This window comes from Cellulosimicrobium sp. PMB13, from assembly GCF_051294865.1.
Lineage (GTDB): Bacteria > Actinomycetota > Actinomycetes > Actinomycetales > Cellulomonadaceae > Cellulosimicrobium.
Genome location: NZ_CP145910.1, coordinates 1469729 through 1495898, shown reverse-complemented (window position 1 = coordinate 1495898; position 26170 = coordinate 1469729). Strand labels below are relative to the sequence as shown.

Sequence of the window (26170 nt, the reverse complement as noted above, 5' to 3'; positions counted from 1 at the left end):
ATGACCCGCTGGTCGGGCAGTGTCCGACGCGCGGCCGTCCTCCTCGCCGCGATCCTCACCGTCGGCGCGACGAGCGCGTGCACGGCGGGCGCCCCGTCCGACCCGACCAGCGCGACGACGCAGGCCGGCACCTCCGCGCCCGACGTCGACGCCGACGTCGACGTCGACGCCACGACCCCGCAGGAGCGGCCGTCCTCGTCGGTCGACACGGCCCGCGCCACCTCGGGCGACGTGGTCGTGGACGTCGAGGTCCCGCTGACCACGGAGCCGCCCGGACCGGGCGCGGACGACGGTGCGGGGGCCGTCCGGGTCGGCACGGACGACGACGGGGCCACGACGCTGACCCTCACGGTCGGCCCCGAGCCCGCGGTGCTCGTGCTCGCGACGCCCGGGACGTTCGCCGCGAACGCCGACGGGACGGTCACGGTCCTCGACGCCGCGGGCACGCCCGTCGGCGGGCTGGCCCGGCCGACCGCCACACCGGCGGAGCCGGCGCCAGGAACCGGGGACGGCCTCGACGACCCCGGGACGACACCGCGCGCCCGGCTCGTCGTGACCGACCCGACCCGGGTCGAGGTGACGGTCGACGCGGTGGACGCGACGTCGTCGGGCACCACCGGTCGCGAGGCCACGGGAGGACTCGCGAACACCCCGGCCGTCACCGTGACGACGACGCTCGGCACCGACGCCCTGCGGACCACGAGCTGGGGCGAGCGCGAGGGCGGACGGTCGCTCGCCGTCGACCCGACCGGCTGGGCGCGAGCCGGGGGCACGGCGGCGCAGGACGTCCTGTGGGCGGCGCTCGTCGCCGCCGAGCCCGAGGCGGACACGCCCGGCATGCACGACCAGCTCGTCTGTCACGCGCTGGGCGCGCCGGACAAGGCGACGTGGAACCTCGAGCCCTGGCGGCCCGACGTCGGGCTCGTCGCGGTGGTCGCGGCCCGCTGCAACCCGAGCTGACCTCCTGCGACACCGTCGCCGAGAACGCCCTCGCGCGCCGTCGAGCACGACCTGAGGGCCGCGATGCGCCGCAGAACGACCGTCAGGTCGTGATCGGCCCAGAAAGACGGCTCGGGCGTCGCGACGGCTGGTGGTCGTCACGACGCCCGGGCCGAGACCTCGACCGGCGGTACCGCTCCGCCGTGCTGGTCGAGGCGTGGGGGCGCGCCGGGCGCCCGCGTCCGGGTCGACGCGGTGCCCGGTGGCGCGGCGTCAGTGGCGGGTGGCCACCGACGAACCCTTCACGGCCTTCTCGGCCTTGCGCAGCGACTTCTCGCTGAGCGGCTGGTCACCGCTCGCGCGCAGGCGCCGGTAGTAGTCGTGCGCCTCGTCCTGCCGCTCCTTCTCCGCGCCCGACGCGATCTTCGCGCGCAGGTGCTCGGGGCCGTAGCCCCACGCGTCGACCAGGTCCTGCGCGTGCGGGCGCAGCCGGTCGACGAGGCGGTCGAGGTAGCTCGTGACGGTGCGCGCGCGCTGCGTCGAGAGGCGGCCGTTGAGCAGGTACCACGCGAGGTGACGCTCGACGAGGCTGAGCCCGTACAGGTCGCGCACCGTCGTGAGCACCTCGCGCGTGCCCTCGTCCTCGATCGTCGCGAGCGCCTGCGTGAACGCCTCCCAGCGCAGCAGCTCGGCGTGCGCTCGCGCGGCCTCGACGAGCTCGACCTGGTGCGCGTTGAAGAGGTTCGCCGCGGTCTCCGCGTCCGCCTTCTGGGCGGGGCGCAGCGCCTGGGCGACCTCGGCGACCATCGTCTCGACGCGGTCGCTGAGGAGCGCGCGCTGCGTCTCGGCGTCGCGCAGGTGGCCCGCGGCCCGGCGCGGGTCGCCGACGTCAGCGAGCGCCTGCGCCGCGCGCTTGAGCGGCGTGCGGTGCAGCGCCATGTCGCCGGCCCGCTCGACGACGACGCGCGCCATCTGGCCCGGGGTGATGCCCTTGAACTGCTTGCCGTAGTCCGCGAGCAGGCGCTTGGCGACGAGCTGGAGGAGCACCGTGTTGTCGCCCTCGAACGTCGCGTAGACGTCGAGGTCGGCGTGCAGGCTCGTGATGCGGTTCTCGGTGAGGAAGCCCGCGCCGCCGCACGCCTCGCGCGTCTCCTGCAGCGTGTCGAGTGCGAACCGGGTGCTCGTCGCCTTGAGCGCGGCGGCCGTCGTCTCGAGGTCCTCGCGCTGCTCCGGGGTGTCCTCCTCGCCGGAGAACACGGAGTGGAAGAGGTCGAGCAGGCGGTCGTGCGCGAAGTGCCCGGCGTACGCCTCGGCGATCGGGACGATCAAGCGGCGCTTGTGCGTGCCGTAGTCGAGGAGCACGACCTCGTCCGTCGCGGACCCGCCCGTGAACTGACGGCGCTCGTTCGCGTACCGCACGGCGATCGCGAGGCCGAGCTTGGCCGCGGAGACGGCCGCGCCGTCGAGCGACACGCGGCCCTGCACGAGCGAGCCGAGCATCGTGAAGAAGCGGCGCCCGGGGCTGTCGATGGGGCTCGAGTACGTGCCGTCGGCGTCGACCGAGCCGTACCGCGCGAGCAGGTCGGCACGCGGGATACGGACGTGGTCGAAGTGCAGGCGGCCGTTGTCGATGCCGTTGAGTCCGCCCTTCTGGCCGTCGTCCTCGCCCCCGACGCCCGGCAGGAACGGCAGGCGGCCGAGCTCGTCGCGCTCGCCCTGCGGGTCCCGGATCGGCACGTAGAACGCGTGCACGCCGTGGTCGACGTTCTTCGTGATGAGCTGCGCGAAGACGACCGCAGCCGTCGCGTGGACCGCCGCGTTGCCGAGGTAGTCCTTCCACGCCCCGCGGAACGGGGTGTGGACGACGAACTCCTGCGTCTCGGGGTCGTAGGTCGCGGTCGTCCCGATGCTCGCGACGTCGGACCCGTGGCCCGTCTCCGTCATCGCGAACGCGCCGGGGACCGACAGGTCCATCGCGCCCGGCAGGAGCCGGTCCTGCTGCTCGGGCGTCCCGAGGTGGAGGATCGCCGAGCCGAACAGGCCCCACTGGACGCCCGCCTTGATCTGCAGCGACGGGTCCGCGGCCACGAGCTCCTCGAACCCGGCGAGGTTGCCGCCCGGGTCGTCGGCGCCGCCGAGGCGCTCCGGGTACCCGCGCCACACCTGCTTCTTGTCGACGAGGAGGCGCATCTGCTCGAGCACGTGCTCGCGGTGCACCTCCTTGCTCTGGCCCTCGACGCGCCAGAACGCGGGCTCGCCCGCGGTCGCGCGCGCCGCGGCGCGCAGCTCGGCCCAGCGGCCGAGGAGGAGCCGCTCGAGCCCCGGCACGTCGACACGCGCGTCGCTGCCGGTCGTGAGGGAGCCGTCCACGGGGCTGAGGGCGGGACGGTCGGACGTGGCGGTCATCGGGACTCCTTGGGTGCTGAGGACGACGTCGTCGGGCGGTGCGTACCGCCGGGGTTCTGGGAGAGGACGCCGACCGGACCGGCCCACAGCCAGGCGGCGACGCGCTCGGTGAGCTGCTCACGGTCGGGGGTGCCGGGGCGGTCGCGGTGCGCGAGCCACCACTCGCCCGCGCCGCGGACGAAGCCGACGGCGCCCGCCGCCCACGCCGCGGCGTCGGCGGGCGGGACGTCGGTGACGCGCGCGAACGGTTCCGCGACGAGCTCGATGACGGAGTCGAGGAACGCGGCGAGCGGGGCCTGCGGCCCGGTGCCGCCCTGCCCGGCGGCGAGCGCGGCGGCCGCCGCCTCCTCCGTCCCGGCGACGGCGCTCGTGCGCGTCACGAAGTAGTAGACGTTGGGCGAGCTCTCGATCATCTCGAGGTAGACGCCGACCATCGCGCGCAGCGCGCGCCGCGGGGTCTCCGCGGCCTCGGCCGCCTGGGTGAGCGCGTCGTGCATCTGCCCGACGACGGCCGCGCCCAGGGCGACCTGGAGGCCCGTCTTGTCGTCGAAGTAGCGGTAGATGATCGACTTCGACGTGCCGGACGCGGCGGCGATCTCGTCCATGGAGACGCCCGGCCCGCCGCGGTGCACGGCCTTGCTGGCAGCCCGGATGAGCTCGGCGCGGCGCGCGGCCCGGTGCTCGTCCCAGCGGGTGGAACGCCCGTCGGTCGACGGGCCGGGCTGGCCCCGTCCGCGGGTCCCGGCGGCGGTGCCGATGCCGCCCACGCTTGTGTTCACGCTGTCCTCCGTCGCGACGTCTGCGTCGTCATGGGTCGTGATGGGCCGCGATGGGTCGTCGCGAGCCCTTCGCGAGTCGTCCCCGCCCTTCGAGGGGCAGGGCGGATCCTGTGACCCGACTCACGATACTGACAGTATCAGGTACTGTAGGTCTTGGACACCGACCAACGCAGCGCAGCGAGTGCGGACGAGGAAGTGAGACGCAGTGGCCACCAGGAAGACACCGGCGACCAGGTCGACGACGCAGGCGGGCACCGAGCTCGGGGCAGGCGGTGGACCCGGTCGCGAGACCCCCGGCCTGCGCGACGCCTACGTGATCGGCGGCAACCGGATCCCGTTCGCCCGCGCGGGCGGCAAGTACTCCCGCGCGAGCAACCAGGAGATGTTCACCGCAGCCCTGGACGGGCTCGTGGCGCGCTTCGGCCTGCAGGGCGAACGCATCGGCGAGGTCGTCGGCGGCGCGGTGCTCAAGCACTCGCGCGACTTCAACCTCGTGCGCGAGTCCGTGCTGGGTTCGGCGCTCTCGCCGCAGACCCCTGCGTACGACCTCCAGCAGGCGTGCGCGACCGGGCTCGAGGCGACGATCGCCGTCGCGAACAAGATCCGGCTCGGCCAGGTCGAGTCCGGGATCGCGGGCGGCAGCGACACCGTGTCCGACGCCCCCATCGCCGTGAGCGAGGGCCTGCGCCGGGCGCTCCTCGACGCGTCGCACGCCAAGACCTTCCAGGCGCGCGTGAAGGCGTTCGCGAAGGTCCGCCCGTCCGACCTCGCGCCGCTCACGCCCGCCACCGACGAGCCGCGCACCGGCCTGTCGATGGGCGAGCACCAGGCGATCACGACGGCGCGCTGGGGCATCACGCGCGAGGCGCAGGACGAGCTCGCGCTCGCCTCGCACGAGCACCTCGCCGCGGCGTGGGACGCCGGGTTCTTCGACGACCTCGTCACGCCGTTCCGCGGCCTGGTGCGCGACCAGAACCTCCGCGCCGACTCCTCGCTCGAGAAGCTCGCGGCGCTCAAGCCGGTCTACGGCAAGCGGCTCGCCGGCTCTCCGGACGGCGCCGAGCCGACGATGACCGCGGGCAACTCCACGCCGCTCACGGACGGCGCCTCGACCGTGCTCCTCGGCTCGCGCGAGTGGGCCGCCGAGCGCGACCTGCCGCTGCTCGCGCGCGTCGTCGACGCCGAGACCGCGGCCGTCGACTTCGTGCACGGCCACGAGGGACTGCTCATGGCGCCCGCGCACGCCGTCCCGCGCCTGCTCGCGCGCAACGGCCTCACGCTCGCCGACTTCGACCTCTACGAGATCCACGAGGCGTTCGCGTCGACGGTCCTCGCGACGCTCAAGGCCTGGGAGGACGACGAGTACTGCCGCACCGAGCTCGGCCTCGACGGGCCGCTCGGCTCGATCGACCGGTCCCGCCTCAACGTCAACGGCTCGTCGCTCGCCGCAGGTCACCCGTTCGCCGCGACGGGCGGGCGCATCGTCGCGACGGCGGCCAAGCTCCTCGCGGTGAAGGCCGCCGAGACGGGCCGGCCCGCCCGCGCGCTGATCTCCGTGTGCGCGGCCGGTGGTCTCGGCGTCGCCGCGATCCTCGAGTCCGTCCCCGCCACCGCGTGACCGCCCCGACGACCGAGAGGACCACCCCGTGACCGACTCCTACGTCCAGGCCGTCAACTCCGGCTTCACCAAGACCCTCGCCAAGAAGCTCGGGCTGCCTCGCCCCGCCGTGCTGCGCCGCTTCCGGGCGGGCGACCCGCTGACCGTCGGGCCTGTCCTCGTGCTCGGCGGCACGCCCGGCGTCCACGACGACGCCGACCGCGTCGCCACCGCCCTGCTCGACACGCACGCCCTCGACGTCCGACAGAACGCCGACGACCAGACCCGCTGGGGCGCGATCGTCGTGGTGCTCACGCAGGCCGAGCAGCCGCAGGACGTCTCCGGCACCGTCATGGCGCTGTCCGCGAGCCTGCGCCGCCTCGCGCCGAACGGGCGCGTCGTGACGATCTCCCGCGCCCCGGCCGACGGCGACTCCCCCGAGCTCGCCGCGACCCGCGAGGGCGTCGAGGGCTTCCTGCGCTCCGTCGCCAAGGAGCTGCGCTACGGCGCGACCGGCAACGGCATCCAGCTCGTCGACGACGTCCCGGTCGACAGCGCGAGCGCCCTCGCGACCCTGCAGTTCTTCCTCTCGGCGAAGTCCGCGTTCGTCGACGGCCAGGTCCTGCGCGTCGGCGCCGGCTCGTCGGCCGTACCCGGCAGCACGGACGCACCGCTCGCGGGCAAGGTCGCCGTCGTCACGGGCGCGGCCCGCGGCATCGGCGCGCAGGTCGCCCGCACGCTCGCGCGCGACGGCGCGAAGGTCGTGGTCGTGGACGTCCCGGCGGCGGGCGAGTCGCTCGCGAAGGTCGCGAACGAGATCGGGGGGACGGCGCTCCAGCTCGACGTCACCGCCGACGACGCCGGCGCACGCATCCTCGAGCACGCCCGGGCGCGCCACGGCGGGCTCGACGTCCTCGTCCACAACGCCGGCATCCTGCGCGACAAGCTGCTCGCCAACATGTCCGCCGACAAGTGGGACGCCGTGATCGCGGTGAACCTCGCCGCGCAGCTGCGCATCACGGAGTACCTGCTCGGCGCCAACGGGTTCTCGGGTGAGCCGCGCATCGTCTCGCTGGCGTCCACGAGCGGCATCGCGGGCAACCGCGGCCAGGCGAACTACGCGTTCTCCAAGGCGGGCGTCATCGGTCACACGCGGGCTTTCGCACGGCTGCTCGGCGGGCCGGCCGGTCCTGGGGGCACCGCGAACGCCGTCGCGCCGGGTTTCATCGAGACGGAGATGACGGCGTCGATCCCGTTCGTCACGCGCGAGGTCGCGCGCCGCGTGTCGTCGCTGCAGCAGGGCGGCCAGCCGGTGGACGTCGCAGAGGCGATCGCGTTCCTCGCCTCCCCCGGAGCGGCGGGCGTGAACGGGCAGGTGCTGCGCGTGTGCGGGCAGAGCCTGGTGGGCCGGTGACCGCCGCGCAGCCGGAGCGGGTCGAGACGCTGGCCGCGGTCCCCGGTCTCGGCGGTCTCTACGCGCGGGGCGTCGCGGCGTCGGCTCGGCTGGCCGCCGCGGACCGCCTGGGCCGAGCGCCGGGCGACCTGACCCTCCCGGACGTCGTGCACCGCGTCGCCGGCGTCCCGACCGGCGACGACGCCGAGCCCGGCGCGGTCGGCAGCGCCGAGCACCTCGCGCGGTACGCCGACGTCGTGGGCGAGGCGCCGTCGGACGTGCTGCCTGCCGGGTACCTGCACGTGCTCGGCTTCCCGCTGGCGACGGCTCTCATGGTGCGCGGTGACTTCCCGCTGCCGCTCCTCGGCATGGTGCACCTCGCGAACTCGGTGTCCGTGGTGCGTCCGGTGCGCCTCGGTGACTCGCTCGAGGTCCGCGCGTGGGCGCGCGACCTGCGCCCGCACCGACGAGGTGTCCAGGTCGACCTCGTCACGGAGATCTCGGTCGAGCGCACCGACGCGGAGCGCGCGGCGGGCTCCGGGCTGGCCGCGACGACGCTCGCGTACCGCGGCGTGTCGACCTACCTGGCGAAGGGCGTGCGTCACCCCGACCTGTCGGCCTCCGAGGACGCTCCGGTGGCCTCCGAGGCCGACACGTTCGAGCCCCCGCTCCCCACCGCGCGCTGGTCGCTCGGGCCAGGGACGGGGCGCGCCTACGCCGCGGTGTCCGGGGACCGCAACCCGATCCACACCTCCGCCCTCGGCGCGAAGGCGTTCGGGTTCCCGCGAGCGATCGCGCACGGCATGTACACCGCTGCGCGTGCCCTCGCTGCGGCGGGCCCGACGCGCGGCGACACGTACGACTGGACCGTCACGTTCGCGAAGCCGGTCCTCCTGCCGAGCACGGTCGACGTCGCCGTCCGCCCGACGCAGGGCGTCCCGGCCGCGCTCCGAGGCACTCTCGACCAGGTCGCGCCCGCCGTGCCCGACGGCGCGGGCGACCCTGGCGCCGGCCTCACCTACCTGGCGTGGGACCGCGCGGGCCGGCTGCACCTGTCCGGGTCGGTCGCCCCGCGCGCCTGACGGGCTCGGGTCGGCGACCTCCGAGGTCGCCGGCCCGGAGCGCCGGACGGAGCGCCGGCGTCACGCCTCGCCGCTCACGACCTCCAGGGTGCGCTCTGGCTCCTGACCCGCCGGTCCGCGCGCCCGCAGGGACGGTGCGAGCGACAGCAGGACGACGACGGTCACGAGGCCGGCGAGGACGCAGAGCTCCACCCACTCGATGAGAGAGACCGGGCTCCCGGAGAAGGTCACCGCCCACAGCGGGACGAGCAGTGCGCAGAGGACGAGCGACAGCGCCCTGGCCCACCGCACGTCACGTCGGACCAGGTAGGCGAGGACCATGATCACGGCTCCGAGGATCATCCGCCCGAAGAAGAGCGCAGCGACCGCGGAGGTCGAGGACGGCGTCCGGGCGAGGCCGTCCACCGCGTCGAGGAAGACGCCGGAGCTGAAGAGCACGACCGCACCCACCCACCCCTCGAGGCGCCCCGCCGCTCGCAGCCACCCGTTGCTCGACAACGCACGCTCTGCAGATCCCCGCACGACGCTCCCCCCTGGCCCCGACCATCGGGGCCAGACGAGAACGTAGCGTCAGAACGAGGCGTCGGAACGGTTGTCCACAGGCGCCGGAGTCGTCAGGAGAACGCGTCGAGCCTGCGGAGCAGACCGTCCCGCACGGCTGGCCACTCGTCGACGAGGATCGAGAAGTACGCGGTGTCCTGGCGCGAGCCGTCCGGTGCGACGCGGTGGCTGCGGAGCACGCCCTCGGGCTGCGCGCCGAGCCGGGTGATCGCCCCGATCGACCGGGCGTTGCGCGCGTCGGCACGGAGCGCGACGCGCGCCACCCCGAGCTCGTCGAAGGCGTGCCGCAGCAGCAGGTACTTGCACCCCGGGTTGGTCACGCCGCCCCACCACGGCCGGGCGTAGAACGTCGAGCCGAGCTCCACCCGGCCCTGCGCGGGGACCCACTCGTAGAGCGAGGTGCTCCCGCGGACCACCCCCGCGTCGTCGGGCAGGCGGCCGCCGTCCGGGCCGGTGAGGTCCGGTCCGGGAGCCGGGTCCGGTCCCAGGACCGCGAACGCGAGCCGGCCGGGCGCGGCCACGGCGTCGCGCACGTACGCGGCCATGGCCTCGTCCCCCTGCGGCGTCGGGCTGGACATGCCTGCCCAGATGCCGTCGTCGACGAGCGCGCCGAGCGCGGGTGCGTGCTCCTCGGCCAGCGGGACGAGGCGGAGTCCGAAGCCGTCGAGACGGGTGTCGTGCTGCACGGGGACATCCCACCACGGACCGTCGGTGCTCGGCGCGGAGGTTCCAGCACGTGCGTGCGCGCGAGGACGTGCTTACGGTCGGGACAACCGACGAGAGGAGATCCCCATGGGACTCGGTGACAAGATCGAGCACGCTGCCGAAGAGGCCAAGGGCAAGATCAAGGAGACCACCGGCAAGGCGAAGGACGACGAGCGCCTCGAGGCGGAGGGCAAGGGCGAGCAGTCCAAGGCCAACGTCAAGCAGGCCGGCGACGACGTCCGCGACGCCTTCAAGTAGTCGGACCCCGCGGTCCTGGTGACCGCGGCCACGCATCGCGAGGGCCCCGCCCCACGGCGGGGCCCTCGTCGTGTCCGGGACGACCGCGAAGGCCGGCTCTCAGGAGGCGACGAGCGGCAGCGCCTCCGGGACGGGCAGGGTGAGCGTCGACACGACGCGGGGCCGGGTGATGCGCTCCAGCAGCCCCGACTCGATGCCGGGCCACTCCGGCGCGAGGACCGAGAAGACGACGGAGTCGGCGCGCGAGCCGTCCGGTGCGGAGCGGTGACCGCGCATCACGCCCTCCTCGTACGCGCCGAGGCGACGCATCGCGCCCAGCGAGCGCTCGTTGCGTGCGTCCACCCGGAAGCCCACGCGGTGCACGTCCCACGTCTCGAACGCGTGCCGCAGGAGCAACAGCTTGGTGACCGGGTTGACGAGGCTCCCCCACGTGGCGCGCGCGTAGAACGTCCGGCCGATCTCCACGCGCCGGTCGACGAGCGACAGGTCGCGGAACGCGGTGCTGCCGAGCACGTCCCCGGACGAGCCGTCAGGGTCCACCCACCGCACGACGAAGCCCGTGAGGTCGGGCGCGTCGCGGGTCGCGGCGACGAGCCCCGCCATCCCCGCGACGCCGCGAGGCATGGGGGTGCTCATCCCGGACCACATCGCCTCGTCGACGATGCCGGCGAGCGGTTCAGCGTGCTCCAGGGCCAGCGGTTCCAGGCGGAAGCCGTGCCCCGTGAGGACGACGTCGTGCAGCACAGCGCATATCAGAGCACACGAACGCCGCCGCGCACAGAGGGTTCGGCGACCTCGTGGACAACGCTCGTCGACGGTCGGGTGAACGCCCCCCTGACGCCCGGCCCGCGAGAGGTCAGTCGGCGGGGCCGCACCCCGCGGCGTCGGCGAGGAAGCCCGCCGCGGCGGTCGCGAAGAGCCCCTCCAGGCCGGAGCCCGCCGGGACGGGGCGCGGGTCGTCGACGACGGTCCAGCACCCGTCGACCACGGCGTACCGGACCTGCGGCCCCTCCTCGACGTACGCACGCACCGCGTCGACGAGGCGCACGACCTCCGCGCCCGACGTGCCCACGCCGACCGATGCCCGGATGGCGCCCTCGTCGTACCCGAGCCGGGCGAGCAGCGGGTGCGCGCAGAAGCGGCCGTCGCGGACGCCGATGCCGTGCTCCGCCGACAGGTACGCGGCGACGAGGCCCGGGTCGTGGCCGGTCACGGAGAACGTCACGACGCCCACCGGGTCGACCGCGTCGGGCCACACGCTCACCACCTGCACCCCGTCGAGCGCGGACAGCCCCGCGACGAGCGCCGCGCGCAGCGTCGCCTCGTGCGCGTGCAGGGCTGCCGGGTCGAGGCCCGCGAGCGCGTCGCACGCGGCGGCGAGCGCGACGGCGCCCACGACGTTCGGCGACCCGGCCTCGTGGCGCGCGGGCGCCGGCTGCCAGTCGGTGCCGTCGACGCGCACCTGGCGCACGGCGCCGCCGCCCGCGAGGTAGGGCGTGCCCGCGTCGAGCCAGTCGCGACGCCCCACGAGCGCGCCCGCGCCGAACGGCGCGTAGGTCTTGTGGCCCGAGAAGGCGACGTAGTCGACGCCGGTCTCGGCGAGCGAGAACCCGCGGTGCGGGACGAGCTGGGCGCCGTCGAGCACGACCCGCGCCCCGGCGTCGTGCGCGATCCGCACCACGTCCGCGACCGGCAACGACTCGCCCGTGACGTTGGACGCGCCGGTGACGGCGAGGAGCGCGTAGTCGAAGCGCGCGAGCTCCGCGCGCAGGCCGGACAGCGTCTCCGCGACGCTCACGCCGCCCGCCAGGACCGTCGCTCCGCCGCTCCGCTGCCACGGCAGGAGGTTCGCGTGGTGCTCGACGTCGAGGACGAGCACGCGGCCGGGTGTCCCGTCGGGGTTCGCCGGGACGCAGCCCGCGAGGAGGTTGAGCGAGTCGGTCGTGTTACGCGTGACGACCGTGACGTCGTCCTCGCGTGCACCGACGAACGACCCGACCGTGCGGCGCGCGGCCTCGTAGAGCGCCGTCGACACCTGGGAGAGGTAGCCCGCACCGCGGTGCACGCTCGCGTACAGCGGCAGGACCTCGGTCACACGGTCCGCGACGGAGCGAAGCGCCGGCGCGGACGCCGCCACGTCGAGGTTCGCGTACGGGACGCTGCGGCCGTCGACGAGCGGGACGAGCGTGTCGCTGCCCACGACGGGGAGCACGGCCGGCAGCGCGGCGACGTCGCCGGCCGAGAAGGCAGAGTCCGCCGTCGGACACGAGAGTTCGGCGAGAGCAGTCATGGCACGGTCCTCCGAGGTCGTGTCGGGGAGGTGCTCCCCGCGCTTGCCGCGCGCCGGTCGGCGTGCGGCCTGGTCGTCACCCGGGGCACCCCGCCGCGAGAGGAGGGTTGCCGGCCAGCAAACCGGGGTTTCACGCTGGCACTCATGACCTGTCACCCAGGATGTGGGAGGGCTCGCGACCGTGTCAACCGGTGGGCAGGGGGTCTCGCATCCCGGGACGCACAACGCTCCACGACGCGAGACGGGCGTTCCGCGAGCCGGTCACCGTGACGTACGATCCGAGCAACCATCCGGAGCGGCCGAGTGACGTGGCACGTCGACGCCGCAGCAACCCCCTGGCCCGAGAGGGCACGGGCGAGGGTGCTACTGCCACGATCGATGGAGGAGACCCCATGAGCGACCTGACCCCCCGCCCCGCCGACGGCTACGCCGGCGACATCACGCCGCAGGAGGCGTGGGACCTGCTCGCCGCCGACGAGCGGGCCGTCCTCGTGGACGTCCGCACCGAGGGCGAGTGGCGCACCGTCGGCGTGCCCGACGTCGCGCAGCTCGGCCGCGAGGTCGTCTTCGACGAGTGGGTGACACCGTTCGGGCCCAACCCCGCGTTCGTGGACCGGCTCGCCCAGGCGGGTCTCGCCCCGGGCGACGAGCGTCCCGTCGTGTTCCTGTGCCGCTCCGGCCAGCGCTCGATCGGCGCGGCGCGCGCGGCGACCGCGGCCGGTCTCGGGCCGTCGTACAACGTGCTCGAGGGCTTCGAGGGTGCGCCGGGGTTCAGCGGCGCGCGCGACGCCGAGGGCTGGAAGGTGCGCGGCCTGCCCGTCACCGCGTACGCACCCGCCGAGGGCGAGACCGCGCGATGAGCGCGGGAGACGGCGTCGGGCACGTCGCGGGCGGCTCCGGCCGCAAGCCGCTGCCCGCGAGCGCCCGTCCCGCGACGCTCGCCGTGCGCGGCGGCAACGCGCGCACGGAGTTCCAGGAGACGTCCGAGGCGTTGTTCCTCACGCAGGGCTACACGTACGACCGCGCGTCCGACGCCGAGGCCGCTTTCAAGGGCGAGCTCGACCGGTTCGTGTACTCCCGCTACGGGAACCCGACCGTGCACACGTTCGAGGAGCGGCTGCGCCTCATCGAGGGCGCCGAGGCGTGCTACGCGACGGCCTCCGGCATGTCGGCCGTCTTCACGTCGCTCGCGGCGCTCGTGCGGTCCGGGTCGCGGATCGTCGCGGCGCGCGCGCTGTTCGGGTCCAGCGTCGTGATCTTCGACGAGATCTTCGCCAAGTGGGGCGTGCGGACGGACTACGTCGACGGTCACGTGCTGTCCCACTGGGAGGAGGCGCTCTCGACGCCGGCGGACGTCGTGTTCTTCGAGACGCCGTCGAACCCCATGCAGGACATCGTCGACGCGCGCCGCGTGAGCGAGCTCGCCCACGCGGCCGGGGCCGTCGTCGTGCTCGACAACGTGTTCGCGACGCCGCTCATGCAGAAGCCGCTCGAGCTCGGCGCGGACGTCGTCGTGTACTCCGCGACGAAGCACATCGACGGCCAGGGGCGCGTGCTCGGGGGCGCGATCCTCGGGACCGAGGAGTACATCGGCGGGCCGGTCCAGACGTTCATCCGCAACACCGGCCCGACCCTCTCGGCGTTCAACGCGTGGGTCCTGCTCAAGGGTCTGGAGACGATGCCGGTCCGCGTCGCGGCGCAGAACGCCGGGGCCGAGCGGATCGCGCGCGTGCTCGAGGAGCTGCCGGGGATCGCGCGCGTGCGCTACCCGTTCCTCGAGTCCCACCCGCAGGTCGACCTCGCGCGCTCGCAGCAGACGGGTGGCGGGACGGTCGTGACGTTCGACCTCGCGGTGCCCGAGGGGACCGACCCGGAGACCGCGAAGAAGCGCGCGTTCACGTTCCTCGACGCGCTGCAGGTCGTGGACATCTCCAACAACCTGGGCGACGCGAAGTCCATGGTCACGCACCCGGCGACGACGACGCACCGCAAGCTGGGGCCCGAGGGCCGCGCGGCGGTCGGGATCGCCGAGACGACGGTCCGGCTGTCGGTCGGGCTCGAGGACCCGCTCGACGTGATCGAGGACGTGACTCAAGCTCTCAAGGCCTGAACCGCTCGTGCCGAGCAGGTGGACGGGTCGTCGCTTGCGGTTTGTGAATCGCTTCTGACGTATTCCTCCCGAGTTCGCTGCTGCATCATCTGCGATTCAACGCTAGTGTGATGCCACGATGAATCAGCTGTGATTCGGAGGTGAGAGGGATGGCGGGCGATCTCTGGTACCGCGCACGCACGCTCGAGTCGCTCGGCGCGGCCGTCGCCGGCATCCGGGGCGCTCGCGGCCTGACCCAGACGGAGCTGGGCGCGAGGACTGGATCGTCGCGCCCGACCATCAGCCGGATAGAACGGGGCGAGCCCGCGTCCGACGAGACCGTCCTGCAAGCCCTCGCAGCCATGGGATACGAGCTCGTCGCCGTGCCGCGCGGCGCCGTCCTGAAGGTGGAGAAGGCCTCGTGACGGACGCCCTCACCGTCTGGTTGCACGGCGAGGAGCTCGGGGCGCTGCGGCGGCTGCGCACGGGACGTCTGCGACTGCAGATGTCCGCGGGCGCGCTCGACCGCTACGGCGTCGGCTCCGTCGCCCTGTCGCTCGCCATCCCCGTCACGTCGCGGCGGGTGGAAGGCGTCGTCCTCGACCGGTTCCTCGAAGGGCTGCTCCCCGAGGCCGCGGTCCGGGCCGCGCTCGAGCGGCAGCACAGGGTTGCCCCGGGAGACACGTTCGGGATGCTCACAGCCATCGGCCGCGAGTGCGCCGGGGCGATCCAGTTCACGCCCGACGGCGACGTCCCCGGCGACGGCACCTTGCGACCTCTCAGCCGTGACGAGGTCGAGCGCATCGTCGAGGACCTCCCCACGCTCGAGCCCCCTGCGGGGACGACCGTCGGCGCTTCGCTCGGAGGCGTCCAGTCCAAGGTGCTTCTCACGAGGACCGCGGACGGATGGGCCTGGCCCGTCGACGGGGCCGTGTCGACACACCTCGTCAAGCCCGAACCGGTCTCGGACGCCGTCGTGCCGGACCTCGTGGAGCACGAGGCCTGGGCGATGAGCGTGGCGGCCGGTGCGGGGCTCCCGGCCGCCTCGGTCGAGCTGGCGACCTTCGGAGACCGGCGAGCCATCGTCGTCGAACGGTACGACCGTCACGGCGGACGCCGCACGCACCAGGAGGACTTCACCCAAGCACTGAGCATCGCGACGGCGGAGAAGTACGAGCCGTCGTCGTCCGACCCTCCCCGCCTGCTGCGGATCGCTCGCCGCGCAGGCGAGCAGGCGGTCGATCCCACCGCGTTCCGGCTCGACCTCCTCCGCCTCGTCACGTTCAACGCGGTGATCGGCAACGGTGACGCCCACTCGAAGAACTACTCGCTCGTCCTGGACGTCGACGGCAGCGTGTCGCTGGCGCCCCTGTACGACGCAGCCCCCGTCTTCCTCCTCGCCCGCCAGCTCAGGCACAGCGGCCACGCCCTCGACGGCCAGACGAACCTCGCGTACGTCACGGCGGGCCATCTCGTCCGCACCGCCACGTCCTGGGGTGTGAACGAGGACGAGGCTCGGGACGTGGTCCGCGCGGTAGCGCTCGCGGTCGCGGACGTGGCGACGCTGGTCGACGCCCCCGACGTCGACACCGACGTCCCAGGACGCGTCGCCGAGAGGGCAGCGGCCTTCGCCGCCGATGCGACGAATGCCGTGGACGACGGCGGGCTGCGCGCCTAGCGTCGCGGACGTGCCCGACGCGATCTTCGACGACCCGACCCTCGCCGCGCTGTACGACCCGCTCGACCCCGACCGCAGCGACCTCGACGCGTACCTGGCGCTCGTCGACGAGCTCGGCGCGCGGTCCGTGCTGGACGTGGGGTGCGGGACCGGCACGTTCGCGTGCTTGCTCGCGCTGCGCGGGATCGACGTGGTCGGCGTGGACCCGGCCGGTGCGTCGCTCGAGGTCGCGCGGACCAAGCCCGGGGCCGCCGCTGTGCGATGGCTCCACGGCGACGCAGCCACACTGCCGCCGTTGCCCCAGTTCCCCGTCGACCTCGCCACGATGACCGCGAACGTCGCGCAGGTGTTCCTCACCGACGACGCGTGGACCGCGACGCTGCGCGGCGTGCGCGCGGCTCTCGCCCCGGGCGGCCACGTGGTCCTCGAGACCCGCGTGCCCGCGCGTCGGGCGTGGGAGGGCTGGGTGCGCGACGAGACGTTCGTCCGGGTCGACGTCCCCGGGGTCGGGATCGTCGAGAGCTGGACCGAGCTGACGGACATGGCCCTCCCGCTCGTGTCCTTCCACGACACGACCGTCCTGCCCGACGGGCGCGTGCTCCACTCCGACTCGACGCTGCGGTTCCGCTCGCGCGAGGAGGTCGAGTCCTCGCTCGCGGAGTGCGGGTTCGTCGTCGAGGACGTGCGCGACGCTCCGGACCGGCCGGGCCGGGAGTGGGTCTTCGTCGCGCGCGCGACCGGCACGGACGACGCGAGCCCGTCCGCCGTCGTCCCCCCTGCCGGACCGGGTGGGTGACCGCGTGGGTCAGGCGGTGCCCCAGACACCGAGCTCGTTGCCGCTCGGGTCGAGGAAGTGGAAGCGGCGGCCGCCGGGGAACTCGTACGGGCCGTTGACGACGGTGCCACCGGCGGCCTTCACCTGGTCCAGGGTGTGGTCGAGGTCGTCGCTGAAGAGGAGCACGAGCGGGCCACCGCGGGTGACGGACTCGGCGAGCAGCAGGCCGCCTGCCTCGTCGCCCTCGCTCTCGGACTCCGCGGCGGTGCGGATGCCCGCGTACTCGTCCCCGTACGAGGTGAACGTCCAGCCGAACGCGGCGCCGTAGAAGTCCTGCGCGGCACGCATGTCGGTGACGGAGATCTCGACGTAGTCGATCGTGAGCGGTATGGAGTGCGTGTGCTGAGCCATGCCGACACGTTCCCGCACGCCACCCACAGCGACCGACGCGCGCGGTACCGGGGCGCCGGCTGTGGACGGCGGTTCGACGCTGTCGGACGCACCTCGTAGCCTCCTCGTAGCGCCCGGCGGTCCGGCCGGCGCGACGGCCGTCCGTGGCCGGTCGTGGAGAGTCGATGGGGGCAGCTGTGTTGCACGTGCACCGCTCCGAGCGTGCCGACTCGCTCGTCGAGCCGCTCGCGCGCCTCCTCGCCGACCCGCTGGACGACCCGTTCGCGACGGACGTCGTCGCCGTCCCGACGCGGGGCGTGGAGCGCTGGCTCGCGCAGCGGCTATCGCACCACCTGGGCGTGCCTGCGGGGGCGTCCGACGGCACGTCGGGAGTGTGCGCCAACGTCGACTTCCGCGGGCCTCGGCGGCTCGTCGAGCAGGTCGTCGCGGACCTCACCGGGGTGGAGCCCGACGACGACCCGTGGCGGCCCGAGCGCCTCGCGTGGTCCGTGCTGGAGGTGCTCGACGCGCACCTCGGCGAGCCGTGGGCAGCGCCCCTCGCGCGCTACGTCGGCGACCCGGGGGACGAGGTGCGACGCGGCCGCCGGTTGACGCTCGCGCGCCGCGTCGCGGACCTCCTCGTCGACTACGCGCGGCAACGGCCCGACGTCGTGCTCGCGTGGTCGGCGGACGTGGACGCCGCGGGGCCCCGGCCGTCGCGGGCGGTGGACGTGCCCGACGACCTCGCGTGGCAGCCCGAGCTGTGGCGGCGCCTGCTGGCGCGCGTGCCCGAGCCGGACCCTGCGCGGCGGGTCGAGGACGCGGTCGCCGCGCTCCGCACCGACCCGGCGGCGGTCGACCTGCCTCCGCGGCTGTCGGTGTTCGGTCCCACGCGGCTCCCGGAGGACGAGCTCCGGGTGCTGCGCGCCCTCGCCGCGCACCGCGAGGTCCACCTGTGGCTCGTGCACCCCTCCCCCGCCCTGTGGGAGAAGGTCGCCACGCACGACGACGGCGCGACCTCGCGCGCCGACGTGCCGACGTTCGCCCGGCACCCGCTGCTCGCGTCCACCGCGCGCGACGCCGTGGAGCTCCAGCTCCGGCTGACCGGCGCGCAGGTGCACCGCCACACGGCGCAGGCGCCCCCTCCGACGCTGCTCGGCGCCCTGCAGTCGGCCCTCCACGCGGACGCTCCCGACGGGACGCACGTCCTCGACGCCGCCGACCGCTCGGTGCAGGTGCTGTCGTGCCACGGCCGGGCGCGACAGGTCGAGGTCCTGCGGGAGACGCTGGTCGGGCTGTTCACCGCGGACCCCACGCTGCAGGCACGCGACGTCATCGTGCTCTGCCCCGACGTGGAGACGTTCGCCCCGCTCGTCACCGCGACGTTCGGCGCGGTGCCGGAGCTCGGCGACGACGCGCACCCCGGCCAGCGTCTGCGCGTCAGCCTGGCCGACCGGGGTGCGGGCACGACGAACCCGGCCCTGGCGCTGCTCGCCACCCTGCTGCGCCTCGCGGACGGTCGCGTCACCGCGTCCGAGCTCCTGGACCTCGCGGCGAGCGCCCCGGTCCGCCGCCGGTTCCGCTTCTCGGACGACGACGTCGACCGGCTGCGGCAGTGGGCCGTCGAGGCGGGCGTGCACTGGGGCGAGGACGGCGAGCGGCGGGCGCGGTTCGGGATCGACCCGCACGTGCGGCAGGGCACGTGGGACGCCGCGCTCGACCGCATCCTCCTCGGCGCTGCGATGGCGGACGAGGGCGCCCGGTTCGTCGGTCCCGCGCTGCCCCTCGACGACGTCGGCTCGACCGACGTGGACCTCGCCGGGCGTCTCGCCGAGCTCGTGGCCCGGGTGACCCACCTCCTGGACGGTCTCGACGGCGTCCACCCGCTCGGGCACTGGCTCGACACCCTCGACCGTGCGCTCACCCTGCTCGCCGAGGCGCCACCGACGGAGGCCTGGCAGATCGGCGCGGCACGCCGCGCTCTCGGCGACGTGCGCGCCGCCGGCTCGGACCACGGGGACGTCCCCCTGCGGCTCGCGGACGTGCGCGCCGTGCTCGCGGACCGGCTCGCGGGCCGGCCCACGCGATCGGGCTTCCGCACGGGGGCGCTCACGGTGTGCTCGCTCGAACCGATGCGGTCCGTGCCGCACCGCGTGGTGTGCCTGCTCGGCCTGGACGACGGCGCGTTCCCCCGGGTCGGAGCCGCCGCGGGCGACGACCTGCTCGCCCGGCACCCCGAGATCGGCGAGCGCGACCCGCGCAGCGAGGACCGGCAGATCTTCCTCGACGCCGTCGCCGCGGCGGGCGACCATCTCGTCGTCGTGCACACGGGCGCCGACGAGCGCACGGGCGCCGTGCGACCGCCCGCCGTGCCCGTGGCGGAGCTTCTCGACGCGCTCGACCGGGTGGCGACCGCTCCCGACGGGCGCCGCGTGCGCGAGCACGTCGTGGTGCGGCACCCCTTGCAGACGGTGGACGCGCGCAACTTCGCGCCGGGCGCGCTCGGCGTGCCCGGCGCGTTCAGCCACGACCGCGCGGCGTTCGCCGGGGCGCGCACCGCGCGGGGCGAGCGCCAGGCGGTCGGGGCGCTGGTCAGCGTGCCGCTCGCCCTCCCGTCCGCCGACCACGCCGCGCCGGACGACGGGGCGTCGGGCTCCCGCGACGTCGAGCTCGACGATCTCGTGCGCCTGCTCGAGAACGCACCGCGGTGGTTCGCCCAGACGACGCTCGACGTGGGGCTCGTCGTGGACGAGGACGACGTCGACGACCGCCTGCCGCTCGCGCTCACCGGCCTGACGGGCTGGGGCGTCGGCGACCGGGTGCTGCGGGCCGCGCTGGCCGGGGTCGAGCCCGGCCGGGCGATGCAGGCCGAGTGGCGGCGTGGCCAGGTCCCGCCGCGCGAGCTGGGCCGCTCCGCGCTGCAGCAGGTGGTCCAGGCCGTCGGTCCGCTGCGGGTCGTCTCCGTCGAGGCGGCGCGCGAGGCCGATGCGGCCGCAGGGCGTCCCCAGAGTCCCGACGTGCTGCGCTCCGGCGAGACCGTGGACGTCCGGGCCGTGCTTCCGGACGGCCGCACGCTCGTCGGCACCGTCCCCGGCGTGCACGGCGGCCGCGTGGTGCGCACCGAGTACTCGCGGCTCGGCCCGAAGCACCGCCTCCGCGCGTGGGTGCAGGCGCTGGCGCTCACGGCGAGCGACCCGATCCGACAGTGGGACGCGGTGACGGTCGGACGCTCGCCCCGCGGCCCGGGCGTCGCCTGGTCGACCGTCACGCCGCCGGACGCCGGCGCCGCGTCGCGGCTCCTCGGGGACCTCGTCGCGCTCCGGGACGAGGCGGCCCGCGAGCCGCTGCCGCTGCTGCCCGAGGTGTCGTTGAAGTACGCCGAGGAGCGACGCACGACCGACGCGCGCGACGCCCTGGTGCGCGCCGGCTGGCTGTGGAACAAGGGCTTCGAGCGCAAGGACCCGTACGTCGTCCTCGCGTGGGGCCGGGACCCGCAGGTCGCCGACGTCGCGGGCCAGGCCACGACGGCGGACCTCGGCCGGTTCCCCGACGACCCGTCCCGCCTCGGCGCCCTGGCGCGCCGCGTGTGGGAGCCCCTGCTGGAGCACGAGCTGCGAGGTGCCCGATGAGCGGCCCGACGTCCGCACCGCTCCCGACGGCACCGCCCACGACCGCGTCCGGGACCGGCCGCGCGACGGGGTCCGGCGGTCGGCCGCGCCGCTTCGACCCCTTCGCCGACCTCCCGCAGGGGACCGTCGTGCTGGAGGCGAGCGCCGGCACGGGCAAGACCCACACCATCGCGACGCTCACGACGCGGTACGTCGCGGAGGGCGTCGCGACGCTGCCCGAGATCATGCTCGTCACGTTCGGCCGTGCGGCGACGTCCGAGCTGCGGGACCGCGTGCGCGAGCGCCTCGTCGCCACGGAGCGTGCCCTGCGCGGGCCCGACCCGGCGGGCGACCCGGAGCCGCTCGTCGCGTTCCTCGCCGCGGTCGACGACGCGGAGCTCGACCGGCGCCGTGACCGTCTGCGCGTGGCGCTGTCGCAGCTCGACGCCGCGACCATCACGACCACCCACGGCTTCTGCCAGCAGATGCTGTCCGCCCTCGGCACGGCCGCGGACGTCGACCTGGCCACCGGGTTCCTCCCCGACGTCTCCGACCTCGTGGAGGAGGTCACGGACGACCTGTACGTGCGGCTCTTCGCCGACCAGGCCGAGCCACCGCTCGCGCCCCGGGACGTGTCCGACGTCGCGCGCGCCGCGGTGAGCGACCACGGCGCCGTCCTCGCCCCGGACGACGCCGCCGACGGCTCGGTGGCCTCCGTGCGGTACGAGGTCGCCGTCGCCGCCCGGCGCGAGGTCGAGGCGCGCAAGCGGGCGATGCACCTGCTCGACTACGACGACCTGCTCGTGCTGCTGCGGCGCGCGCTGACCGACCCGGAGCACGGCGAGACGGCGTCCGAGAGGGTGCGCAGCCGGTACCGCGTCGTCATGGTCGACGAGTTCCAGGACACGGACCCCGACCAGTGGGAGATCCTGCGCACGGCGTTCCACGGGCACCGCACGCTCGTGCTCATCGGGGACCCGAAGCAGGCGATCTACGCGTTCCGAGGCGCCGACGTCGTGACGTACCTGAGCGCCGTCGAGGTCGCGGAGGACGTCGCGACGCTGAGCACCAGCTGGCGCAGCGACGGGCCGCTCCTCGCCGGGCTGCACGCCCTCCTGGGCGAGACCGCGCTGGGCGACCCCCGCATCGTCGTGCGGCCGGTCGACGCCGCGAACCCGCGGGCCCGGCTCGCCCACGGCGCGCCCGTCCGGCTCCGCCAGGTCACCCGCCGCGCCTACCGGCTCGGCGGCTCGTCCGCCCCCTCTGCCCCGGACGCGCGGTCGCTGCTCGCGAAGGACGTCGCCGCCGACGTCGCGGGACGGCTGGGGACCGCGACCGGCGGTGACCGCGTGCTCGACGGTGCGGCGGACGGTGCAGCCACACCCGAACGCTGGCGCGGCCTCGAGCCGCGCGACGTCGCGGTGCTCACCCGGACGAACGCGCAGGCGGAGGCCGTGCGGACCGCGCTCGTCGCGCTCGGGGTCCCGGCGGTCGTGTCCGGGCCGTCGAGCGTCTTCGGCTCCGCCGCCGCGCAGGACTGGCTCACGCTGCTCGCCGCGCTGGAACAGCCGGGCCTGCACCGTCGGGCGACGGCGCTCGCGCTCACCCCGTTCGTCGGCTGGGACGCGCATCGTCTCGCGACGGCCGACGACGCGGACCACGACGTGCTCGGAGACACGGTGCGCGCGTGGGCCCGGCTGCTCGCGGACCGCGGTGTCGCTGCCGTCGCGGAGACCGCGGCCCGGCAGGGGGCGACCGAACGGGTCATGGCTCGCGCCGACGGGGAGCGGTACCTCACGGACCTGCGGCACGTCACGCAGGCGCTGCACGAGGCCGCCACCACCGAGGGCCTGGGGACGGCGGCGCTCACCGCGTGGCTGCGGGGCCGCATCGCCGAGGTCGGCACCGTGTTCACCGACGAGCGGACCCGGCGCCTCGAGACGGACGCCGCCGCCGTCCAGGTCGTCACGGTGCACGCCGCCAAGGGCCTCGAGTTCGGTGTCGTCTACGTCCCGTTCGGCTGGGAGCGGTTCGAGCCCGACGACCAGGAGCTCTTCGCATTCCACGACGATCACGGGCAGCGCGTGCTGCACGTGGGCGGCGTCGGGTCGCCGGGCTTCGTGGACGCCCGGACGCGCTCGCGCGACGAGGAGCTGGGCGAGGACCTGCGGCTGCTCTACGTCGCGCTCACGCGGGCGCGCCACCAGGTGGTCGTGCACTGGACGCCGACCAAGCGCAGCACCGGGTCCGGGCCGCTGACGCGCCTGCTGCTCGCCGACCGCCTGCTCGGCGGGGAGCCTGGCCGCCACGCGCGGCCGGACGCGATGCGTGACGACGCGGTGCGTGCCGCGTTCGAGGCCGTCGCCGCGCGCTCGGGCGGGACGGTCGTCGTGGAGCAGGTGGACTCGCGCCCGACGGGTCAGCGGTGGTCGCCGGCGCCGCGCGCCGAGTCGGTGCTGGAGGTCGCGACGGCCGGTCACCTCCCTGATCGCGAGTGGCGGCGCGCGTCGTACTCCGCGCTGACGGCCGCCGCGCACCACGGGCCGGTCGGCGGGGTGGAGTCGGAACCCGAGGATCCCGGCGTCCAGGACGAGCCGGAGGACGGCCCCGAGGACGACGCGCAGGACACCGGCCCCGCCGCCGCGCCCGGTGCAGCGCCCGGTGCCGCGCCTGGGGCCGACGTGCCGTCCCCGTTCGAGGGCCAGCCCGGCGGGACCGCGTTCGGCACGCTCGTGCACGAGATCCTCGAGTACGTGGACACCGCGGCCGACGATCTGGACGCGGAGGTGCTGACCCGGTGCGCCCAGGCGGCGACCGTCCGCGTGCCAGGGGTCGAGCCCGTCGCGCTCGCGACGGCGCTCGGGCTCGCGCTGCGCACCCCGCTCGGGCCGCTCGCCGGCGGTCTCACGCTCGCCGAGGTGCACCCGCGCGACCGCCTGCCCGAGCTCGAGTTCGAGCTGCCCCTCGCGGGCGGTGACACGACGGAGGGCATCCGCCCGTCGACGCTGCGCGACCTCGCCGACGTCCTGCGCGCCCACCTCGCCCCCGACGACCCGTTCGCCCGGTACCCCGACCTGCTCGCGGCGCTCGCCGACGAGTCCTGGGCCGCGGCGGTGCCCGGCTCCTCGTCAGGTCAGTCGTCCGACGGCGTGCCGCTGCGCGGCTACCTCACGGGCTCGATCGACGCCGTGCTGCGCGTGCCCGGGCCGGACGGGCGGCTCCGCTACCTCGTGGTCGACTACAAGACGAACCGCGTCGGCCCGCCCGGTCTGCCGCTGACGGTCGCCGACTACCGGCCCGAGGCGACGCGCGACGCGATGCTCGCCTCGCACTACCCGCTCCAGCTCGTGCTCTACCTCGTGGCGCTCCACCGCTACCTGCGCTGGCGGCTGCCCGGCTACGACGCGGACCAGGACCTCGCGGGCGGCGCCTACCTGTTCGTGCGCGGCATGGCCGGGCCGGGGACGCCGGTCGGTCCCGACGGCGCCCCGTACGGGGTCGTCGCCTGGACCCCGCCGCCGGGGCTCGTCGTCGCCCTGTCCACCCTGCTCGACGGAGGCCGCGCATGACCACCCCCGCCGACACCTCGCAGCCCCTGCCCGCCAGGTCCCCGAACGCCGTGCCGACGCCGGTCGCGTCCGTGGACGAGGGCGACCCGCGCCTCGCCGTCGGCGTCCCCGCGTGGCTGGCGCCGTTCAACGCGGCGCGGGTCGTCTCCTCGACGGACCTGCGGGTCGCGCTGCGGCTCGGCCGCCTGACGGGCGAGCACGACGACCAGGTGCTGCTCGCCGTCGCGCTCGCCGTGCGCGCGGTGCGCAACGGGTCGGTGTGCGTGCGCCTCGACGACCCGTCCCTCCGGCTCCCCGAGGACGAGGAGGCGGCGGGATCCGAGGCCGCGTACCTGCCGTGGCCCGACGCCGCGGCCTGGGCCGAGGCGGTCGCGCGCAGCCCGCTCGTCGCCGCCGGGCCGGACGCGCCCGACGACCGGCCGGCACGCTGGGTCGGCGGGCTGCTCTACCTCGATCGGTACTGGCGCGACGAGCTCGCGGTGCGCCACGACGTCGACGGCCGGCTGGCCGCCGAGGACCTGCCCGTGGACGACGCCCGGCTGGGCACCGCACTGACCCGGCTGTTCCCCTCGGAGCGCGACGCCCGCCAGCGCCTCGCTGCCGCCCATGCCGCGCACCGGCGGCTGACCGTCCTCACGGGCGGGCCCGGCACCGGCAAGACGACGACCGTCGCCCGGCTTCTCGCCGTCCTGCACGACGCCGCCTTCCCGCCCGGGCAGCAGGCCGGTGGTCCGGTGGACGGCCCGGAGGGCGGATCGGTCGAGAGCGCCCGGCTCCGGGTCGCGCTCGCCGCTCCCACCGGCAAGGCCGCCGCGCGCCTCCAGGAGGCGGTCCGCGACGTCGTCGCCCGCTTCGACGACCCGGCGGACCGCGAGCGCGTCGGGGTCCCCGTCGCCTCGACGTTGCACCGCCTGCTCGGCTACCGGCCGGGGAGCACGACGCGGTTCCGGCACGACGCGCACCATCACCTGCCGCACGACGTGGTCGTGGTCGACGAGACGTCGATGGTCGCGCTGCCGCTCATGGCGCGGCTGCTCGAGGCGCTGCGGCCGGACGCGCGGCTCGTCCTCGTCGGCGACCCGGACCAGCTCGCGTCCGTCGAGGCGGGTGCGGTGCTCGGCGACCTGGTGAACCGCCCGCCCGTCTCTGCCGCTCCCGCGGCGACGGAGGTCCGTGCCGTCGCGGAGGTCGCCCTCGCCGACGCCCCGCCGCCCACGGAGGACGAGGTGGACGACCGCTCGGCGCTCGGCAACGGCGTCGTGCGGCTGCGCACGGTGCACCGGCAGGAGAGCGGCTCGGCGATCCTCCCGCTCGCCGAGGCGATCCGGCGCGGGGAGGCCGACGCGGTCCTCGAGCTCCTGCGCGCGGGCGACGCCTCGGTGGAGTTCTTCGAGTCCCCCGACGGCGAGCCGGACGCCGCAGCGCTCGCCGCGATCCAGGAGGACACGGTCACCGCTGGCACCCGGCTGGTCGCCGCCGCGCGGGCGGGTGACCCCACCGGCGCCCTGTCGGCCCTCGCGCAGCACCGCGTGATGGTCGCCCACCGTCGCGGCCCGGCGGGCCGCACCCGCTGGGCGGCCCAGGTCGAGGCGTGGGTCGAGGAGGCCACCGAGCGCCCCGCGACGGACACGCCGTGGGTCGCCGGCCGACCGCTGCTCGTCACGACCAACGCGCCGGACGTCGGCCTCTACAACGGCGACACCGGCGTCCTGGTCGCCGACGGCGACGGGGTCGTGGCGGTGTTCGGCGACCCGGGCGCGCCGGTGCGCGTCCGCACGCACCGCCTGCCGCCCGTCGAGAGCGTGCACGCGATGACCGTCCACCGCGCGCAGGGCAGCCAGTTCCGCCGCGTCACGCTGCTCCTGCCGCCCGAGACCTCGCCGCTGCTCACGCGCGAGCTGCTCTACACCGCGGTCACGCGCGCCCAGGACGCCGTGCGCGTGGTGGGCAGCGAGGCCGCGGTGCGGGCCGCCGTCGGGCACGCCGTGCGCCGGGCGAGCGGGCTGCGGGTGCCGCTCGGGACCGGCTGAAAGCCCTGGAGCGCGGGTGGC

20 protein-coding genes and 2 riboswitches are annotated in these 26170 nt (G+C 75.3%); of the genes, 13 read left to right on the top strand and 7 right to left on the bottom strand.

Going from position 1 to position 26170, the window contains the following annotated elements; translation table 11 throughout:
- The gene (locus tag V5D56_RS06945; RefSeq protein WP_435738316.1) at positions 1-960 is read left to right on the top strand and encodes a DUF2599 domain-containing protein; all 960 of its coding nucleotides are present in this window, start codon (positions 1-3) and stop codon (positions 958-960) included.
- 252 nt (positions 961-1212) lie between these two features.
- On the opposite strand, the gene V5D56_RS06940 is transcribed toward V5D56_RS06945, so the two are convergent.
- Both V5D56_RS06940 and V5D56_RS06935 read right to left on the bottom strand, forming a co-directional pair.
- Complete coding sequence (locus tag V5D56_RS06940; protein ID WP_435738315.1) at positions 1213-3345, bottom strand: acyl-CoA dehydrogenase family protein; 2133 nt, start codon at positions 3343-3345, stop codon at positions 1213-1215.
- Positions 3342-4124 carry a TetR family transcriptional regulator gene (locus V5D56_RS06935; RefSeq protein WP_435738314.1) on the bottom strand — a complete coding sequence of 261 codons (783 nt, stop codon included), beginning with the start codon at positions 4122-4124 and terminating at the stop codon, positions 3342-3344. The genes V5D56_RS06940 and V5D56_RS06935 overlap by 4 nt, the downstream gene beginning before the upstream one ends.
- 298 nt (positions 4125-4422) lie before the next feature.
- Between V5D56_RS06935 and V5D56_RS06930 the strand changes: the two genes are divergently transcribed.
- Genes V5D56_RS06930 through V5D56_RS06920 form a run of 3 tightly spaced genes read left to right on the top strand, consistent with a single transcriptional unit; the run spans position 4423 to position 8196 of the window.
- Positions 4423-5742: an acetyl-CoA C-acetyltransferase gene (locus tag V5D56_RS06930; protein ID WP_435738970.1), complete on the top strand. Its 1320-nt coding sequence runs from the start codon at positions 4423-4425 to the stop codon at positions 5740-5742.
- 28 nt (positions 5743-5770) lie between these two features.
- The gene (locus V5D56_RS06925; protein ID WP_435738313.1) at positions 5771-7135 is read left to right on the top strand and encodes a 3-oxoacyl-ACP reductase; all 1365 of its coding nucleotides are present in this window, start codon (positions 5771-5773) and stop codon (positions 7133-7135) included.
- Positions 7132-8196 (top strand): MaoC family dehydratase, encoded by a 1065-nt coding sequence (locus V5D56_RS06920; RefSeq protein WP_435738312.1) that lies wholly within the window; start codon positions 7132-7134, stop codon positions 8194-8196. Before V5D56_RS06925 ends, V5D56_RS06920 begins: the two co-directional genes overlap by 4 nt.
- Before the next feature lie 60 nt (positions 8197-8256).
- Here the strand turns inward: V5D56_RS06920 and V5D56_RS06915 are convergent, their stop codons facing one another.
- Both V5D56_RS06915 and V5D56_RS06910 read right to left on the bottom strand, forming a co-directional pair.
- Positions 8257-8718, bottom strand: a complete 462-nt coding sequence (locus tag V5D56_RS06915) for a hypothetical protein (protein ID WP_435738311.1) — start codon at positions 8716-8718, stop codon at positions 8257-8259.
- A 92-nt stretch (positions 8719-8810) separates the two neighbouring features.
- Positions 8811-9443, bottom strand: a complete 633-nt coding sequence (locus V5D56_RS06910; protein WP_435738310.1) for a GNAT family N-acetyltransferase — start codon at positions 9441-9443, stop codon at positions 8811-8813.
- A 106-nt stretch (positions 9444-9549) separates the two neighbouring features.
- Between V5D56_RS06910 and V5D56_RS06905 the strand changes: the two genes are divergently transcribed.
- The gene (locus V5D56_RS06905; protein WP_435738309.1) at positions 9550-9720 is read left to right on the top strand and encodes a CsbD family protein; all 171 of its coding nucleotides are present in this window, start codon (positions 9550-9552) and stop codon (positions 9718-9720) included.
- Positions 9721-9819: 99 nt separating this feature from the next.
- Here the strand turns inward: V5D56_RS06905 and V5D56_RS06900 are convergent, their stop codons facing one another.
- Positions 9820-10464, bottom strand: a complete 645-nt coding sequence (locus tag V5D56_RS06900; RefSeq protein ID WP_435738308.1) for a GNAT family N-acetyltransferase — start codon at positions 10462-10464, stop codon at positions 9820-9822.
- A 112-nt stretch (positions 10465-10576) separates the two neighbouring features.
- Positions 10577-12010, bottom strand: coding sequence for an aminotransferase class V-fold PLP-dependent enzyme (locus V5D56_RS06895; RefSeq protein ID WP_435738307.1), 1434 nt, complete (start codon positions 12008-12010; stop codon positions 10577-10579).
- A gap of 34 nt (positions 12011-12044) precedes the next feature.
- Positions 12045-12160, bottom strand: a riboswitch (SAM riboswitch).
- A gap of 133 nt (positions 12161-12293) precedes the next feature.
- Positions 12294-12395, top strand: a riboswitch (SAM riboswitch).
- A 7-nt stretch (positions 12396-12402) separates the two neighbouring features.
- On the opposite strand from V5D56_RS06895, the gene V5D56_RS06890 reads away from it, so the two are divergent.
- The 5 genes from V5D56_RS06890 (at position 12403) to V5D56_RS06870 (ending at position 16573) form a co-directional block, all read left to right on the top strand.
- On the top strand, positions 12403-12870 hold the full coding sequence (locus V5D56_RS06890; RefSeq protein WP_435738306.1) for a rhodanese-like domain-containing protein: 468 nt from the start codon (positions 12403-12405) through the stop codon (positions 12868-12870).
- Positions 12867-14120: an O-succinylhomoserine sulfhydrylase gene (locus V5D56_RS06885; RefSeq protein ID WP_435738305.1), complete on the top strand. Its 1254-nt coding sequence runs from the start codon at positions 12867-12869 to the stop codon at positions 14118-14120. Before V5D56_RS06890 ends, V5D56_RS06885 begins: the two co-directional genes overlap by 4 nt.
- Positions 14121-14269: 149 nt before the next feature.
- Positions 14270-14524 (top strand): helix-turn-helix domain-containing protein, encoded by a 255-nt coding sequence (locus V5D56_RS06880; RefSeq protein WP_435738304.1) that lies wholly within the window; start codon positions 14270-14272, stop codon positions 14522-14524.
- Complete coding sequence (locus V5D56_RS06875) at positions 14521-15777, top strand: HipA domain-containing protein (protein WP_435738303.1); 1257 nt, start codon at positions 14521-14523, stop codon at positions 15775-15777. The genes V5D56_RS06880 and V5D56_RS06875 overlap by 4 nt, the downstream gene beginning before the upstream one ends.
- Before the next feature lie 10 nt (positions 15778-15787).
- Positions 15788-16573 carry a class I SAM-dependent methyltransferase gene (locus tag V5D56_RS06870; RefSeq protein WP_435738302.1) on the top strand — a complete coding sequence of 262 codons (786 nt, stop codon included), beginning with the start codon at positions 15788-15790 and terminating at the stop codon, positions 16571-16573.
- A 9-nt stretch (positions 16574-16582) separates the two neighbouring features.
- Here V5D56_RS06870 and V5D56_RS06865 read toward each other — a convergent pair whose 3' ends face one another.
- The gene (locus V5D56_RS06865; protein ID WP_435738301.1) at positions 16583-16963 is read right to left on the bottom strand and encodes a VOC family protein; all 381 of its coding nucleotides are present in this window, start codon (positions 16961-16963) and stop codon (positions 16583-16585) included.
- Between the two features lie 164 nt (positions 16964-17127).
- On the opposite strand from V5D56_RS06865, the gene recC reads away from it, so the two are divergent.
- From recC to recD, 3 genes are read left to right on the top strand one after another with little or no spacing between them, the layout of a single operon-like run.
- Positions 17128-20571 (top strand): exodeoxyribonuclease V subunit gamma, encoded by a 3444-nt coding sequence (gene recC, locus V5D56_RS06860; RefSeq protein ID WP_435738300.1) that lies wholly within the window; start codon positions 17128-17130, stop codon positions 20569-20571.
- Entirely contained in the window at positions 20568-24119 is a 3552-nt protein-coding gene (locus V5D56_RS06855) for a UvrD-helicase domain-containing protein (protein ID WP_435738299.1), read from the top strand. The genes recC and V5D56_RS06855 overlap by 4 nt, the downstream gene beginning before the upstream one ends.
- Positions 24116-26149 (top strand): exodeoxyribonuclease V subunit alpha, encoded by a 2034-nt coding sequence (gene recD / locus V5D56_RS06850; RefSeq protein ID WP_435738298.1) that lies wholly within the window; start codon positions 24116-24118, stop codon positions 26147-26149. The genes V5D56_RS06855 and recD overlap by 4 nt, the downstream gene beginning before the upstream one ends.
- The last annotated feature ends 21 nt before the right edge of the window (positions 26150-26170 follow it).

Bases quoted from the DNA above. Each gene is read 5' to 3' on its own strand.
- V5D56_RS06890 (WP_435738306.1), top strand. From the start codon at position 12,403: ATGAGCGACCTGACCCCCCGCCCCGCCGACGGCTACGCCGGCGACATC.
- V5D56_RS06855 (WP_435738299.1), top strand. From the start codon at position 20,568: ATGAGCGGCCCGACGTCCGCACCGCTCCCGACGGCACCGCCCACGACC.
- V5D56_RS06880 (WP_435738304.1), top strand. From the start codon at position 14,270: ATGGCGGGCGATCTCTGGTACCGCGCACGCACGCTCGAGTCGCTCGGC.
- recC (WP_435738300.1), top strand. From the start codon at position 17,128: ATGGGGGCAGCTGTGTTGCACGTGCACCGCTCCGAGCGTGCCGACTCG.
- V5D56_RS06895 (WP_435738307.1), bottom strand. From the start codon at position 12,010: ATGACTGCTCTCGCCGAACTCTCGTGTCCGACGGCGGACTCTGCCTTC.
- V5D56_RS06945 (WP_435738316.1), top strand. From the start codon at position 1: ATGACCCGCTGGTCGGGCAGTGTCCGACGCGCGGCCGTCCTCCTCGCC.
- V5D56_RS06940 (WP_435738315.1), bottom strand. From the start codon at position 3,345: ATGACCGCCACGTCCGACCGTCCCGCCCTCAGCCCCGTGGACGGCTCC.
- recD (WP_435738298.1), top strand. From the start codon at position 24,116: ATGACCACCCCCGCCGACACCTCGCAGCCCCTGCCCGCCAGGTCCCCG.
- V5D56_RS06865 (WP_435738301.1), bottom strand. From the start codon at position 16,963: ATGGCTCAGCACACGCACTCCATACCGCTCACGATCGACTACGTCGAG.
- V5D56_RS06905 (WP_435738309.1), top strand. From the start codon at position 9,550: ATGGGACTCGGTGACAAGATCGAGCACGCTGCCGAAGAGGCCAAGGGC.
- V5D56_RS06885 (WP_435738305.1), top strand. From the start codon at position 12,867: ATGAGCGCGGGAGACGGCGTCGGGCACGTCGCGGGCGGCTCCGGCCGC.